General features: G+C 57.7%; 11 protein-coding genes. 7 read left to right on the forward strand and 4 right to left on the reverse strand.

The window, feature by feature from the left end:
* Positions 1-118: 118 nt before the first annotated feature.
* Positions 119-2755 carry a DNA topoisomerase (ATP-hydrolyzing) subunit A gene (gene gyrA / locus FHW74_RS04140; protein WP_183169275.1) on the reverse strand — a complete coding sequence of 879 codons (2637 nt, stop codon included), beginning with the start codon at positions 2753-2755 and terminating at the stop codon, positions 119-121.
* A 158-nt stretch (positions 2756-2913) separates the two neighbouring features.
* Between gyrA and ubiG the strand changes: the two genes are divergently transcribed.
* From ubiG to yfaE, 4 genes are all read left to right on the forward strand, one after another.
* Positions 2914-3645: a bifunctional 2-polyprenyl-6-hydroxyphenol methylase/3-demethylubiquinol 3-O-methyltransferase UbiG gene (gene ubiG, locus FHW74_RS04145; protein ID WP_183169276.1), complete on the forward strand. Its 732-nt coding sequence runs from the start codon at positions 2914-2916 to the stop codon at positions 3643-3645.
* 352 nt (positions 3646-3997) lie between these two features.
* A complete protein-coding gene (gene nrdA, locus FHW74_RS04150; RefSeq protein WP_183169277.1) occupies positions 3998-6283 on the forward strand; it encodes a class 1a ribonucleoside-diphosphate reductase subunit alpha in 2286 nt (761 codons plus the stop codon).
* A gap of 53 nt (positions 6284-6336) precedes the next feature.
* On the forward strand, positions 6337-7467 hold the full coding sequence (gene nrdB, locus FHW74_RS04155) for a class Ia ribonucleoside-diphosphate reductase subunit beta (RefSeq protein ID WP_125291573.1): 1131 nt from the start codon (positions 6337-6339) through the stop codon (positions 7465-7467).
* A 1-nt stretch (position 7468) separates the two neighbouring features.
* A complete protein-coding gene (yfaE, locus tag FHW74_RS04160) occupies positions 7469-7723 on the forward strand; it encodes a class I ribonucleotide reductase maintenance protein YfaE (RefSeq protein WP_183169278.1) in 255 nt (84 codons plus the stop codon).
* 39 nt (positions 7724-7762) lie between these two features.
* Here yfaE and glpT read toward each other — a convergent pair whose 3' ends face one another.
* Complete coding sequence (glpT, locus tag FHW74_RS04165) at positions 7763-9115, reverse strand: glycerol-3-phosphate transporter (RefSeq protein ID WP_183169279.1); 1353 nt, start codon at positions 9113-9115, stop codon at positions 7763-7765.
* Positions 9116-9377: 262 nt separating this feature from the next.
* Here glpT and glpA point away from each other — a divergent pair, with 262 nt between their 5' ends.
* From glpA to glpC, 3 genes are read left to right on the forward strand one after another with little or no spacing between them, the layout of a single operon-like run.
* Positions 9378-10997, forward strand: a complete 1620-nt coding sequence (gene glpA, locus FHW74_RS04170; RefSeq protein ID WP_183169280.1) for an anaerobic glycerol-3-phosphate dehydrogenase subunit A — start codon at positions 9378-9380, stop codon at positions 10995-10997.
* Complete coding sequence (gene glpB / locus FHW74_RS04175) at positions 10987-12243, forward strand: glycerol-3-phosphate dehydrogenase subunit GlpB (RefSeq protein ID WP_183169281.1); 1257 nt, start codon at positions 10987-10989, stop codon at positions 12241-12243. Before glpA ends, glpB begins: the two co-directional genes overlap by 11 nt.
* Entirely contained in the window at positions 12240-13436 is a 1197-nt protein-coding gene (gene glpC / locus FHW74_RS04180) for an anaerobic glycerol-3-phosphate dehydrogenase subunit GlpC (protein WP_183169282.1), read from the forward strand. The genes glpB and glpC overlap by 4 nt, the downstream gene beginning before the upstream one ends.
* Positions 13437-13467: 31 nt before the next feature.
* On the opposite strand, the gene FHW74_RS04185 is transcribed toward glpC, so the two are convergent.
* A complete protein-coding gene (locus FHW74_RS04185; protein ID WP_183169283.1) occupies positions 13468-14667 on the reverse strand; it encodes a nicotinamide mononucleotide deamidase-related protein YfaY in 1200 nt (399 codons plus the stop codon).
* Positions 14668-14762: 95 nt separating this feature from the next.
* Positions 14763-15305, reverse strand: coding sequence for a YfaZ family outer membrane protein (locus FHW74_RS04190; RefSeq protein ID WP_183169284.1), 543 nt, complete (start codon positions 15303-15305; stop codon positions 14763-14765).
* Positions 15306-15441 lie beyond the last annotated feature (136 nt).

The raw sequence follows: 15441 nt of genomic DNA on the forward strand, positions 1-15441 counted from the left end.
GGTTTTTATAACTGGGTTAAAGCTGAAAGCTTTACGACCCTCCCGCCTGGCCGGGAGTTTTCAATAGACAAAAAAAGGGCCGGATTATCCGGCCCCTGTTGTTACTGGCTGCTAACGATTACTCTTCAGCGTCGTCAGCCGCATCGTCGTCGTTGTCCGCTTCCGGCGTGATTTCATCATCACCTTCCGCGACGCTGCCGTCGATGCTGTCCAGCTCTTCGTCATCCACCGGCTCGGCAACGCGTTGCAGGCCGACTACGTTTTCATCTTCCGCGGTACGGATCAGGATCACGCCCTGGGTGTTACGGCCCACCACGCTGATTTCCGATACGCGGGTACGCACCAGGGTGCCCGCATCGGTGATCATCATGATCTGGTCGCAATCATCGACCTGAACCGCGCCAACCACCGGCCCGTTACGCTCGGTGACTTTGATGGAGATAACGCCTTTGGTGGCGCGCGACTTGGTCGGATACTCATCCGCCGCCGTGCGCTTACCGTAGCCGTTTTGCGTCACGGTCAGGATAGCGCCTTCGCCGCGCGGTACGATCAGCGAGACCACGCTGTCGCCGTCCATCAGACGGATACCGCGTACGCCGGTGGCGGTACGGCCCATCGGACGCACCGCGTCGTCTTTAAAGCGCACCACTTTGCCTTGCGCGGAGAACAGCATCACTTCATCGCTGCCGGAGGTCAGATCCACGCCAATCAGCTCATCGCCTTCGTTAAGGTTAACGGCGATGATGCCCGCGGTACGCGGACGGCTGAACTCTTTAAGCGCGGTCTTCTTGACGGTGCCGCTGGCGGTCGCCATAAACACGTTGACGCCTTCAGCGTACTCGCGCACCGGCAGGATCGCGGTGATACGTTCGTTGGCTTCCAGCGGCAGCAGGTTGACGATCGGACGGCCACGCGCCCCACGGCTCGCTTCCGGCAGCTGGTAAACCTTCATCCAGTACAAACGGCCCCGGCTGGAGAAGCACAGGATGGTGTCATGGGTGTTGGCCACCAGCAGGCGGTCAATAAAGTCTTCTTCTTTGATGCGCGCGGCAGATTTACCTTTACCGCCGCGGCGCTGCGCTTCGTAATCAGACAGCGGCTGATACTTCACGTAGCCCTGATGCGACAGGGTAACGACCACGTCTTCCTGGCTGATCAGATCTTCGATATTGATATCGGCGCTGTTGGCGGTGATTTCGGTACGGCGGTTGTCGCCGAACAGATCGCGCACCTGCTCCAGCTCTTCGCGGATCACTTCCATCAGACGGTCGGCGCTGCCGAGAATATGCAGCAGTTCGGCGATCTGGGTCAGCAGCTCTTTGTATTCATCGAGCAGTTTTTCATGCTCAAGGCCGGTAAGCTTTTGCAGACGCAGGTCAAGGATCGCCTGGGCCTGCTGCTCGGTCAGCCAGTATTTGCCGTCGCGAATACCGAATTCCGGCTCCAGCCATTCCGGACGCGCCGCATCGTCGCCTGCGCCTTCCAGCATCGCTTTCACGTTGCCCAGATCCCACGCCTGGGCGATCAGGCCCGCTTTCGCTTCCGCCGGGGTCGGCGCACGGCGAATCAGCTCGATAATCGGGTCGATGTTCGCCAGGGCAATCGCCAGCGCTTCTAAGATGTGCGCACGGTCGCGCGCTTTACGCAGTTCGAAAATGGTACGACGGGTCACCACTTCACGGCGGTGGCGCACAAACGCCGACAGGATCTCTTTCAGGGTCATGATCTTCGGCTGGCCATGGTGCAGCGCCACCATGTTGATACCGAAAGAGACCTGAAGCTGAGTCTGGGAGTAGAGGTTGTTCAGCACCACCTCGCCCACCGCGTCGCGTTTGATTTCAATGACGATGCGCATCCCGTCTTTATCAGACTCGTCGCGCAGCGCGCTGATGCCTTCAACGCGTTTGTCTTTCACCAGTTCGGCGATCTTCTCGATCAGGCGCGCTTTGTTCACCTGATAGGGAATTTCATGAACGATGATGGTTTCACGGCCGGATTTCGCGTCCACTTCTACTTCCGCGCGGGCGCGAATATAGATTTTGCCGCGACCGGTACGGTACGCCTCTTCAATACCGCGACGACCATTGATAATAGCGGCAGTCGGGAAATCGGGGCCCGGAATGTGTTCCATCAGGCCTTCAACGCTGATGTCTTCATCATCGATATAGGCCAGGCAGCCGTTGATCACCTCGGTGAGGTTGTGCGGCGGAATGTTGGTCGCCATGCCCACCGCGATACCGGAGGAGCCGTTAACCAACAGGTTAGGAATTTTGGTCGGCATGACGTCAGGGATTTTTTCCGTGCCGTCATAGTTATCGACGAAATCGACCGTCTCTTTTTCGAGATCGGCCATCAGCTCATGGGCGATTTTCGCCAGGCGGATTTCGGTATAACGCATCGCCGCCGCAGAGTCGCCGTCGATGGAACCGAAGTTACCCTGGCCGTCGACCAGCATATAACGCAGGGAAAACGGCTGCGCCATACGAACGATAGTGTCATAAACCGCGGAGTCACCATGGGGGTGGTATTTACCGATGACGTCACCCACGACACGCGCGGATTTTTTGTAGGCTTTATTCCAGTCATTGCCCAAAACGTTCATGGCGTAAAGTACGCGACGGTGTACCGGTTTCAGGCCATCTCGGACGTCCGGAAGCGCGCGGCCGACAATAACCGACATCGCGTAATCCAGATAGGAGCTCTTCAGCTCTTCCTCAATGTTGACCGGTGTAATTTCTCTGGCAAGGTCGCTCATCTGACCGTTATCCCTCTACTGTGTCCCGGAATCAAAGGTCGGAAATTATAACACAGTGCGCCTGATTCCGGTAAGTCGAATGACCATTGCGGAGGGTTTATTAGCCGCCCTCGCCTGTTATACTCCGGAGAATTGAAACGAAAGGAGTAATAGCGCTGATGAATGCCGAAAAACCGCCGGTCGGGCATAACGTCGATCGGGGCGAAATCGCCAAATTTGAAGCCGTGGCCTCGCAATGGTGGGACACCGAAGGCGAGTTCAAGCCCCTGCACCGCATCAACCCGCTACGCCTCGGCTATATCACCGAGCGCGCAGGCGGCCTGTTCGGGAAAACCGTGCTGGACGTCGGCTGCGGCGGCGGCATCCTGAGCGAGAGCATGGCGCGCCAGGGCGCGAAAGTGACCGGGTTGGATATGGGCGCAGAGCCGTTGCAGGTGGCGCGTCTGCACGCGCTGGAAAGCGGCGTGGCGGTGGATTACGTGCAGGAAACCGTGGAAGAGCATGCGGCGGCGCACCCGCAGAAGTATGACGTGGTGACCTGCATGGAGATGCTCGAGCACGTGCCGGACCCGGCCTCGGTGGTTAACGCCTGCGCCCAACTGGTGAAGCCCGGCGGCCATGTGTTCTTTTCCACACTCAACCGCAACGGCAAATCCTGGCTGATGGCGGTAGTCGGTGCGGAGTACATTCTGCGCATGGTGCCGAAAGGCACGCACGATATTAAGAAATTCATCAAGCCAGCCGAACTGCTGAATTGGGTCGATCACACGCCGCTTCAGGAGCGCCATATGACCGGGTTGCATTTTAACCCGCTGACCAATCGCTTCAGCCTTGGCCCAGGGGTAGATGTGAATTACATGTTGCACACCCAGGCCAGGAATCAGATTTAGTCATAGCTTTTTGATCTCATGATTGCGCAGCATTGTGTTGCGCAATTTGCTGTAGCGGCCAGGAAATCGGCACTCGATCAAATTTTGAAATTTTTTTCTAAGTTATTGACAGTGCCCTTAGGCCTTATGGCACCTGTACTTAGCCAAAAACCAGGTTTCGTAACCGCAAATTAACATCAAAATCAACCCTTGTTCTGAAAAGATTCCCTACTAGAATACTCACCATATAGCGTCTCACTTATCTCATAGCCCCAACATATAGTATTTATCCACAGGTTTAATCACAAAAGCCGGATTGTGGATAAACGGGGGGTATATTTCTTTTTTCACGGACATTCACGGACAGGTAAACATGAATCAGAGTCTGCTGGTTACAAAACGCGACGGCCGCCAGGAGCGCATCAATCTGGATAAAATCCATCGCGTGCTCGACTGGGCTGCGGAAGGGTTAACGGACGTTTCGGTCTCGCAAGTCGAGTTACGTTCTCATATCCAGTTTTATGACGGCATCAAGACTTCCGATATCCATGAGACCGTCATCAAAGCCGCGGCGGACCTGATCTCCCGCGACGCGCCGGATTACCAGTACATGGCTGCCCGCCTGGCGATTTTCCACCTGCGTAAAAAAGCCTACGGCCAGTTCGAGCCGCCGAAACTTTACGACCACGTCGTGAAGATGGTTGAGCTCGGCAAATACGACAGTCATCTGCTGGAAGACTACACGGAAGAAGAGTTCCAGCAGATGGACGGTTTTATCGACCACTGGCGTGATATGAACTTCTCCTACGCCGCCGTGAAGCAGCTGGAAGGCAAATACCTGGTGCAGAACCGCGTCACCGGCGAAATCTACGAGAGCGCTCAGTTCCTGTATATGCTGGTGGCGGCCTGCCTGTTCTCCAACTATCCGCGTGAAACCCGTCTTGACTATGTCAAGCGTTTCTATGACGCGGTATCGCTGTTCAAAATCTCGCTGCCGACGCCGATTATGTCCGGCGTTCGCACCCCAACCCGCCAGTTCAGCTCCTGCGTGCTGATCGAGTGCGGCGACAGCCTGGATTCCATCAACGCCACCTCCAGCGCCATTGTGAAATATGTTTCCCAACGCGCCGGTATCGGTATCAACGCGGGCCGCATTCGCGCGCTGGGCAGCCCGATCCGCGGCGGCGAAGCTTTCCACACCGGCTGCATCCCGTTCTATAAACATTTCCAGACCGCGGTGAAATCCTGCTCGCAGGGCGGCGTGCGCGGCGGCGCGGCGACGCTGTTCTACCCGATGTGGCACCTGGAAGTGGAAAGCCTGCTGGTGCTGAAAAATAACCGTGGCGTGGAAGGCAACCGCGTGCGCCACATGGACTACGGCGTGCAGATCAACAAGCTGATGTACACCCGTCTGCTGAAGGGCGAAGAGATCACCCTGTTCAGCCCGTCGGATGTCCCGGGCCTGTATGATGCGTTCTTCGCCGATCAGGACGAGTTCGAGCGTCTGTACACCAAATACGAAAAAGACGACAGCATCCGCAAACAGCGTATTAAAGCGGTAGAACTGTTCTCCCTGATGATGCAGGAACGCGCCTCGACTGGCCGTATTTACATCCAGAACGTTGACCACTGCAACACGCACAGCCCGTTCGACCCGGTTGTCGCGCCGGTGCGCCAGTCTAACCTGTGCCTGGAAATCGCCCTGCCGACCAAACCGCTGGAAGATGTTAACGACGAAAACGGCGAAATCGCCCTGTGTACCCTGTCGGCGTTCAACCTCGGCGCGATCGACTCACTGGACGATCTCGAAGAGCTGGCGACCCTGGCGGTGCGCGCGCTGGATGCCCTGCTGGATTATCAGGACTACCCGATTCTGGCGGCTAAACGCGGCGCGATGGGCCGCCGTACTCTGGGCATCGGCGTGATTAACTTCGCTTACTACCTGGCGAAACACGGCGTGCGTTATTCCGACGGCAGCGCCAATAACCTGACGCACAAAACCTTTGAAGCCATTCAGTACTACCTGCTGAAAGCCTCAAACGAGCTGGCGAAAGAGCAAGGCGCGTGCCCGTGGTTCAACGAAACCACTTACAGCCAGGGCATTCTGCCGATTGATACCTATAAAAAGGATCTCGACGGTATTACCAACGAGAAACTGCATCTGGACTGGGAAGCCCTGCGCGAGTCGATTAAAACTCACGGTCTGCGTAACTCCACGCTTTCTGCGCTGATGCCATCTGAGACCTCGTCGCAGATCTCCAACGCCACCAACGGCATTGAACCGCCGCGCGGCCACGTGAGCATTAAAGCCTCCAAAGACGGCATTCTGCGTCAGGTGGTGCCGGATTACGAACTGCTGAAAGACAAATACGAACTGCTGTGGGAAATGCCGGGCAACGACGGTTACCTGCAACTGGTCGGCATTATGCAGAAGTTTATCGATCAGGCGATTTCGGCGAACACCAACTATGACCCGACGCGCTTCCCGTCAGGTAAAGTGCCGATGCAGCAACTGCTGAAAGACTTGCTCACCGCCTATAAATTCGGCGTGAAGACGCTGTACTATCAAAACACCCGCGACGGCGCGGAAGATGCGCAGGACGATCTGGCCCCGTCGATTCAGGACGACGGCTGCGAAAGCGGCGCGTGCAAAATCTAAAAAATCAGGGCGGGGTTTCCCCGCCTTTATTCCGTAAGACAGGACTCTTATTCATGGCATACACCACCTTTTCACAGACCAAAAACGACCAGCTACTGGAGCCGATGTTTTTTGGCCAGTCGGTTAACGTGGCCCGCTACGATCAGCAAAAATATGACATCTTCGAAAAGCTGATTGAAAAGCAACTCTCCTTCTTCTGGCGCCCGGAAGAAGTGGATGTTTCCCGCGACCGTATTGATTACCAGGCGTTGCCGGATCACGAAAAACACATTTTTATCAGCAACCTGAAATACCAGACGCTGCTGGACTCCATCCAGGGCCGCAGCCCGAATGTGGCGCTGTTGCCGCTGATTTCTATCCCGGAACTGGAAACCTGGGTAGAAACCTGGGCGTTCTCTGAGACCATCCACTCGCGCTCGTACACTCATATCATCCGCAACATCGTCAACGATCCGGCGATTGTGTTTGACGATATTGTGACCAACGACGAGATCTTAAAGCGCGCCAAAGATATCTCCGGTTACTATGACGACCTGATCGAGATGACCAGCTACTGGCATCTGCTGGGCGAAGGCACCCACACGGTTAACGGTAAAACCGTGACCGTTAACCTGCGTAACCTGAAAAAGCAGCTGTACCTGTGCCTGATGAGCGTAAACGCGTTGGAAGCGATTCGCTTCTACGTCAGCTTCGCCTGCTCCTTCGCCTTCGCCGAGCGCGAACTGATGGAAGGCAACGCCAAAATCATTCGCCTGATCGCCCGTGATGAAGCCCTGCACCTGACCGGCACCCAGCACATGCTGAACCTGATGCGCTCCGGCGCGGATGACCCGGAGATGGCGGAAATCGCCGAAGAGTGCAAACAGGAATCTTACGATCTGTTTGTGCTGGCGGCGCAGCAGGAAAAAGAGTGGGCGGACTACCTGTTCCGCGACGGCTCAATGATTGGACTGAATAAAGACATCCTGTGCCAGTACGTCGAGTACATCACCAACATCCGTATGCAGGCGGTGGGCCTCGATCTGCCGTTCAAAACCCGCTCTAACCCGATTCCGTGGATCAACACCTGGCTGGTGTCCGATAACGTGCAGGTTGCGCCGCAGGAAGTGGAAGTGAGCTCTTACCTGGTCGGCCAGATCGACTCGGAAGTCGATACCGACGATCTGAGCAACTTCCAGCTTTAAGATGGGCCGTATTACGCTTCGGCTCTCGGGCGCGCAGCTGCTGTGCCAGGAGGAACACCCTTCCCTGCTGGCGGCGCTGGAGTCGCATAAGATTGCAGTGGAGTATCAGTGTCGGGAGGGGTATTGCGGTTCGTGCCGTACCCGCTTGCATGCGGGTGAAGTCACCTGGCTGATTGAGCCGCTGGCGTTTATCGAACCGGGGGATATTCTTCCCTGCTGTTGCCGGGCGCAGGGCGATATTGAAATCGAACTGTAGAAAGCAAAAAGGCTGAACCCGCAGGTTCAGCCTTTTTTATTACCCGCGTGTGGCGAGCACTTCCTGGTGATGCTTACGCTCACCCATCATGACGACAATCAACAGCAGCACCGCTAAAATGCTACCGCCGATCATCACCATAAAGCCGCCGTCCCAGCCGAAGAAGTCCACGGTGTAACCGACGATGGCGCTGGCGGCAACCGAACCGCCGAGATAGCCGAACAGACCGGTGAAGCCCGCTGCGGTTCCCGCTGCTTTTTTCGGCGCCAGCTCCAGCGCATGCAGACCAATCAGCATGACCGGACCATAAATCAGGAAGCCGATCACGATCATACAGGCCATATCCACGTGCGGGTTGCCCGCCGGGTTGAGCCAGTAAACGATGGTCGCAATGGTCACCAGCGTCATAAAGAACACGCCGGTCGCGCCACGGTTGCCACGGAACACTTTGTCGGACATCCAGCCGCACAGCAGCGTACCCGGGATCCCTGCGTACTCATACAGGAAGTAGGCCCAGGAGGATTTATCCAGCGCGAAATGCTTCACTTCACGCAGATAGGTTGGTGACCAGTCGAGGATGCCGTAACGCAGCAGATAGACAAACACGTTGGCAATCGCGATATACCACAGCAGTTTGTTAGGCAACACATACTGCATAAAGATCTGCTTCGCAGTCAGTTCTTCTTCATGCTTATCGCTGTAGTCATCCGGATAGTCGTTTTTGTACTCTTCAATCGGCGGCAGGCCGCACGACTGCGGGGTATCGCGCATCAGCGCAAACGCGAACAGCGCCACGATGATGGCCCCGAAAGCCGGCATATACAGCGCCGCTTTCCAGTCGTTAAACCACGCCATGCCCAGCAGGAACAGCAGCGGAGGAATACCGCCGCCCACGTTATGGGCGCAGTTCCATACCGATACAATCCCGCCACGCTCCTTCTGCGACCACCAGTGCACCATGGTGCGTCCGCACGGCGGCCACCCCATCCCCTGGAACCAGCCGCACAGGAACAGCAGCACAAACATAATCGCAATGCTCGATGTCGCCCAGGGCACAAAACCCATAAACAGCATCACCGCCGCCGCCAGAATCAGGCCGGCGGGTAAAAATACCCGTGGGTTGGAGCGGTCAGACACCGACCCCATAATGAACTTCGAGAAGCCGTAAGCAATGGAGATGCCCGACAGCGCAAAACCCAGATCCCCGCGTGAAAATCCCTGTTCAATCAAATACGGCATCGCCAGCGCGAAGTTTTTCCGCACCAGATAATAGGCCGCATACCCAAAAAATATCCCCATGAAAATCTGCCAGCGTAACCGGCGATAAACGGGATCGATCTTTTCTGCAGGCAGTCTTGCCGTATGCGCCGCAGGTTTAAAAATACTTAGCATTGCTCTCTCCTGGCCCAGATAAATACTCAACGAAAATAGAAACATCTGAAATTTTCCTTTCCGAGCGTGATGGTAATCAAGATTTGCTGCAAATGCTGTGAAACATCGCACAATTTGTTTCACTTTTATTACAATCGCGCAAAAAGGTGCATTCAGGCTCACATAACTTTCGTTTTTCGTTCGAATTTGCTCGTTATCAAACAAACCACATCAATAATGTGGCTAAATAGTTAAAACAGCAGAGTACGGAGAGGACGAGGCGATGGGACCAGAACAAGCGGATGTGGTGATTATCGGCGGCGGCGCGACCGGCGCGGGTATTGCCAGAGACTGCGCGCGACGCGGCCTCAGGGCCATCTTACTGGAGCGCCACGACTTCGCCACTGGCGCGACCGGGCGCAACCACGGATTACTGCACAGCGGCGCGCGCTACGCGGTCAACGACCCGGAATCAGCAAAAGAGTGCATTGCGGAGAACCGCATCCTGAAGAAAGTGGCGCGCCACTGCATTGAACCCACCGGCGGGCTGTTTATCACCCTGCCCGAAGACACGTTTGAATGGCAGAGCCAGTTTATTCACGCCTGCCAGCAAGCGGGTATTGATACCGAATTACTCACCCCACAGGAAGCGCTGAAAATTGAGCCCAGCGTCAACCCGGCGCTGGTGGGCTGCGTGCGGGTGCCCGATGGCACCGTCGACCCGTTCCGTCTGACCACCGCCAATATGCTCGATGCGCGCGAACACGGCGCGCTGCTGTATACCTGGCACGAAGTCACCGGGCTGATCCGCCATAACGATCGCGTTCGCGGGGTGCGCGTTTTCGACCACCAACACGGTGAAACGCGCGAAATCTATGCTGAAGTGGTGGTGAACGCCGCCGGGATCTGGGGCGCGCATATCGCCGAGTACGCCGATTTGCGCATCCGCATGTTGCCCGCCAAAGGGGCGTTACTGATACTCGGCCATCGTATTAACCAGCATGTGATTAATCGCTGCCGCAAGCCCGCCGACGCCGATATTCTGGTGCCCGGCGACACCATTTCCCTGATTGGCACCACCTCCAGCCGCGTTGACTACGACCAAATCGACAATACTCGCGTCACCGCCGCTGAAGTGGATATCCTGCTGCGCGAAGGGGCGAAACTGGCCCCGCGTATGGCGCAAACCCGCATTCTGCGCGCTTATTCCGGGGTGCGCCCGCTGGTAGCCACCGACGACGATCCCAGCGGGCGCAACGTCAGCCGCGGCATCGTGCTGCTGGATCATGCCGAGCGCGACGGGCTGGAGGGGTTTATCACCATCACCGGCGGCAAGCTAATGACTTACCGGCTGATGGCGGAATGGGCCACCGACGCAGTGTGCCGCAAGCTGGGCAATACCACGCCCTGTACCACCGCCGATACGCCGCTGCCCGGTTCGCGTGAAGAACCTGAAGCCACGCTGCGTAAAGTGATCTCCCTGCCGACTATGCTGCGCGGCTCCGCCGTGTATCGCCACGGCGAACGCGCTGCCGTTTGGCTGAACGACGCGCGGCTTAATCAAAGCCTGGTGTGCGAATGCGAGGCGGTCACCGCCAGCGAAGTGCGCTACGCCGTGGAATCGCTCGCCGTCAACAAACTGGTGGATTTGCGTCGCCGTACCCGCGTCGGCATGGGCACCTGTCAGGGCGAGCTGTGCGCCTGCCGGGCCGCCGGATTATTACAGCGCTTCGGCGTGATGAACGGGATGCAGCCCTGCCGCGAACTGTCGCAGTTCCTCAACGAGCGCTGGAAAGGCATCGCCCCTGTGGCATACGGCGACGCGCTGCGCGAGGCGGAATTTACCCGCTGGGTTTACCAGGGATTATGTGGTCTGGAAAAGGAGCAGCGCCATGAAATTTGATAGCGTGATTATCGGCGGCGGCCTTGCGGGCTTGCTGTGCGGCATCAAGCTCGGGGAAGCGGGCCTGCGCTGCGCGATTGTCAGCCGGGGCCAGAGCGCCCTGCACTTCTCATCCGGCTCGCTGGATCTGCTAAGCCATCTGGCCGACGGCACGCCGGTTAGCGATATCGAAACCGGCCTGTGCCAATTAATCAGCCAGTCGCCGCAGCATCCGTATGCCCATCCGGGCGTGGCGGCGGTGCTGGATTATGCTGACCATACCGAAGCCCTGCTGGCCCGCGCCGGACTCACCTTACAGGGCCACTGGCGCTATGCCCATTCGCGCCTGACGCCGCTCGGAAAATGGCGCGCCGCGTGGCTGAGCCAGCAGGATGCGCCCTGCGCGCCGCTGACCGGCAAACGTATTTGCGTGGTGGGCATCGCGGGTTTCCTCGACTTTGAACCGCTGATGGTGGCCGACCAGCTCAAACAGCAGGGTATCGAGGCCGATACCGCCGAACTGGCGCTGCCGGTGCTGGACGTATTGCGCCAGAACCCCAGCGAATTCCGTTCGGTGAATATCGCCCGGATGCTGGACGATGCGCGCTACACGCCGGAGCTGCTTAAAGAGCTCACCGCCCTCGCGCCGGGCTACGATGCGCTGCTGCTGCCCGCCGTGGTGGGTCTCGAACAGCCCGACCTTCCGGCGCAATTACAGCAGGCCCTGCCCTGCGCGCTGAATTTTATCCCCACCCTGCCGCCGTCGGTGCCAGGGATGCGGATGCACAACGCGCTGGCGCGCTATTTCCGCCAGACCGGCGGCATCATTATGGAAGGCGACGCGGTAACCGGCGTCACGCGCAACGAGGCGGGGTTGCACCAGGTCTGGACCCGCAATCACGGCGATATCGCGCTCCAGGCGCGGCATGTGGTGCTGGCCAGCGGCAGTTTCTTCAGCAACGGGCTGGTGGCCGAACGCCAGCGGGTGCGCGAAGCGATTTTCGATCTGGATCTGCTGGATTACGCCGCTAACGGCGACTGGAGCCACCCGGACTTTTTCCACACCCAGCCATGGCAGTCTATCGGCGTGAAAACCAACGCCCGTCTCCGGCCATCCCACCACGGCGAAACGCTGGACGGCGTGTATGCCATCGGCACCGTGCTCGGCGGGTTCGATCCCATTACCCAGGGCTGCAGCGGGGGCGTATGCGCCATCACCGCCCTGCATGCCGCCCAACAAATTATTGATACAGGGAGCAGATTATGAGCCTGAGGGAGACCGGTTTCGAAAGCTGCATTAAATGCACCGTTTGCACCACCGCCTGCCCGGTGAGCCGTGCCAATCCGCATTATCCGGGGCCGAAGCAGGCCGGGCCGGACGGCGCGCGGCTGCGTCTTAAAGATCCGACTCTGTACGACGAGGCGCTGAAATATTGCACCAACTGCAAACGCTGCGAAGTGGCCTGCCCGTCGGACGTCAAAATCGGCGACATCATTCAGCGCGCCAGGGCGGAATATGCGCCGCATAACCCGTCGCTGCGCGATGCCCTGCTTAGTCATACCGACATCATGGGCTCGCTCTCCACGCCGTTTGCGCCGTTGGTCAACGCCGCTACCGGCATGAAACCGGTGCGCCAACTGCTGGACAAAGCATTAAAAATCGATCACCGGCGCAGCCTGCCGAAATACGCCTTCGGCACCTTCCGCCAGTGGTATCGCAAACAGGCGGCGGCCCAGGCGCAATTTGCCGATAAAGTGGCGTTTTTCCACGGCTGTTACGTCAATTACAACAATTCCGCTCTCGGCAAAGACCTGGTGAAAGTGTTCAACGCCATGAACATCGGCGTGGAATTATTAAGCAAAGAGAAGTGCTGCGGCGTACCGCTGATTGCCAACGGATTTGTCGATAAAGCGCGCAAACAGGCGCAGGTAAACGCCCGTTCGCTGGAAGAGGCCATTGTTGAGCGCCATTTGCCGGTGATCGCTACCTCGTCCACCTGCACGTTTACCCTGCGCGACGAGTACCCGCACGTGCTGGATGTGGATACCACCCCGCTACGCGACCGTATAGAACTGGCGACCCGCTTCCTGTGGCGGCGGCTGGAGGATGGCGCCACGCTTAATCTTAAGCCAACGCCGCTGCGCGTGGCCTATCACACGCCTTGTCATATGGAAAAAATGGGCTGGGCGATTTACACCCTGGAATTGCTGAAACGCATACCGGGCGTGGAAGTGCTGGTTCTGGATTCCCGCTGCTGCGGGATTGCCGGCACCTACGGCTTTAAATCCGAAAACTATCCGACCTCGCAAGCCATCGGCGAACCGCTGTTTAAGCAGATTGAAGCGAGCGGCGTGGATCTGGTGATCACCGACTGCGAAACCTGCAAATGGCAAATCGAGATGTCCACCAGCAAACGCTGCGAACATCCGATCACCCTGCTGGCGCAGGCACTGGGTTGAAACGCGCCGGGCGCGATGCCCGGCGGCGTTATTACTCAATAAACAGCGATTCCACCACGTTGATCCAGCCGTGATCGCTGGCGATATCTTTGCCATTCAGCCAGCGGCGCAGGATATTTAACGCCATCATGGCGCACACTTCCTGGCGTACCTGCACACTGTGGCGGGTAGTATTGAACTTCACTCGCAGGGCGTGGGTGCCTTCCGGAGTGGACAGCGCAAAATTCAGGTGATCTTCTTCCAGCCCTGAGACCGCCAGCGCCAGCCCGGCAAAATGATTAATCCGCCGCTCCGCCGTCCAGTGAGCGGTCTGACTCAGCGTCTCCTGCTGGGCAGGCACTACTTCACTGGCCAGTAGCGGCGCAGCCACGCGTGAAAGCTGCAACGCCAGCAGGCCGCTGGTGAACTGCTCGCTCAGGGTCAGGCTCAGCTGCCGCTCGTTAAGGTTGCGGGCGATTTGCGCCGGTAAACCTTCGGTGCCTTCAAAAATCACGCTTTCCCCCGCTATCTTGCGGATTTCCGGCCACAGCGCCTCCATTGCTGCGCGCTGTTCGCCTGGGCCGGTCAGTTTGAGCTCAATAATCGGCATCGAAGAGCGGTAACCGATGACCACATCCGGCGGCAGGCTAAGGCCGTCAAGGCTCTGGGCGAGATCGCTTTCCGAACGGCCAAAGGTGGTCAGGCGCAGGCACACCGGCGCGGAAGGCAGGGAAAACTGCTGTTGCAGGCGCGGCAGGATCTCCTGTTGCACCATCTGTTTGAATTCAGAGGGAACGCCCGGCGTGAAGAAAATCCGGCAGCGGTTGAGGGTGATGGCGAATCCGCAGGCGGTGCCTACCGGGTTATCAATCATTTCGCTGCTGGCGGGGATCAGCGCCTGTTTACGGTTGCTGGGGGCCATCACGCGGCCACGCTCGGAAAAGAAGCGCGCCATATGCTCCAGCCACGCTTCGTGCAGCACCAGCTCTTCGCCCAGCGCCTGCGCAGCGGCTTCGGCGCTCAGGTCGTCGCTGGTTGGGCCGAGGCCGCCATTAACGATAAGAATATCGGCATGCTGACTACGTTCGCGCAGCACGGCCACTAAATCTTCGAGTTTGTCGCCGACGGTATTGCGGCGGGAGAGCGGAACACCCTGGTTAAAAAAATAATCGGCCAGCCAGGCGGCATTGGTATCAACGATTTGACCGTGCAGCACTTCGTCGCCCGTTGACAGCATTTCTACTTTTAACATTATTTTCTCCGCGAGAAGGGAACGCCTTACTATAACGCAAGCGTGCGGAGGTTTTGTATTGAAGATGACGCGGCGCAATGCCGCGTCAGGACGGATTAGAAGTGCGCGCTAACGCCGACATACGGGCCGTCGGCCACTTTGCTGTCGGCATCGCTGTCTTTACCGGTCATGTTGATATAGCGGTAGCCCGCTTCCACGCTGATTGGGCGCATAATGGTGAAACGCGCGCCCGCGCTGGCTTCCTGATAGTCATTCACGCCGCTGGAGAGTGAATCGGGCGAATAGTAGTAATCGCCGAAGACGCTGAAACTGTCGCTCAGCCTCCAGCTCAAACCGCCGCCTGCCGCCAGCGCATAGCCTTCGTCACCCGCGTTCGGGTTGAGGTAAATACCTTTGCCGCCAACGGTTGCCATAAACGGTCCCAGCGGCAGATTCAGGCCCAGCCCTAAGCCAACAATATCGCCATGATCGTCGTTGTGCGCCCAGTTGCCGCTCAACGCCAGGCCGCTGCTATCGGTGCCCATGCCCACTGCAAGGTTGGTGTATTTTTCGCCCGCCTGGCCGCTGACGCTAATGGCGCTGGCAGACAGGGAAACCAACATCAATCCGGCTGCGCCGGCTAAAAATAATTTTTTCATTCCTTTTTCGCCCCACGGAATTGGTCCGCAAAAACTCCACGCAAACTGCGTAAAACGGCGCATTGTACCGTTATCGGCGCTCTAATCAATGTATCCATCTATTTCATTAATAGGTCAAGTGTAATTAATTGAAAAT

The organism is Atlantibacter sp. RC6, assembly GCF_014193285.1.
Taxonomy (GTDB): domain Bacteria; phylum Pseudomonadota; class Gammaproteobacteria; order Enterobacterales; family Enterobacteriaceae; genus Atlantibacter.

What these genes read in the sequence shown, in the direction of transcription:
- gyrA (WP_183169275.1), bottom strand. Translation starts at nt 2,755, where the DNA reads ATGAGCGACCTTGCCAGAGAAATTACACCGGTCAACATTGAGGAAGAG.
- ubiG (WP_183169276.1), top strand. Translation starts at nt 2,914, where the DNA reads ATGAATGCCGAAAAACCGCCGGTCGGGCATAACGTCGATCGGGGCGAA.
- nrdA (WP_183169277.1), top strand. Translation starts at nt 3,998, where the DNA reads ATGAATCAGAGTCTGCTGGTTACAAAACGCGACGGCCGCCAGGAGCGC.
- nrdB (WP_125291573.1), top strand. Translation starts at nt 6,337, where the DNA reads ATGGCATACACCACCTTTTCACAGACCAAAAACGACCAGCTACTGGAG.
- yfaE (WP_183169278.1), top strand. Translation starts at nt 7,469, where the DNA reads ATGGGCCGTATTACGCTTCGGCTCTCGGGCGCGCAGCTGCTGTGCCAG.
- glpT (WP_183169279.1), bottom strand. Translation starts at nt 9,115, where the DNA reads ATGCTAAGTATTTTTAAACCTGCGGCGCATACGGCAAGACTGCCTGCA.
- glpA (WP_183169280.1), top strand. Translation starts at nt 9,378, where the DNA reads ATGGGACCAGAACAAGCGGATGTGGTGATTATCGGCGGCGGCGCGACC.
- glpB (WP_183169281.1), top strand. Translation starts at nt 10,987, where the DNA reads ATGAAATTTGATAGCGTGATTATCGGCGGCGGCCTTGCGGGCTTGCTG.
- glpC (WP_183169282.1), top strand. Translation starts at nt 12,240, where the DNA reads ATGAGCCTGAGGGAGACCGGTTTCGAAAGCTGCATTAAATGCACCGTT.
- FHW74_RS04185 (WP_183169283.1), bottom strand. Translation starts at nt 14,667, where the DNA reads ATGTTAAAAGTAGAAATGCTGTCAACGGGCGACGAAGTGCTGCACGGT.
- FHW74_RS04190 (WP_183169284.1), bottom strand. Translation starts at nt 15,305, where the DNA reads ATGAAAAAATTATTTTTAGCCGGCGCAGCCGGATTGATGTTGGTTTCC.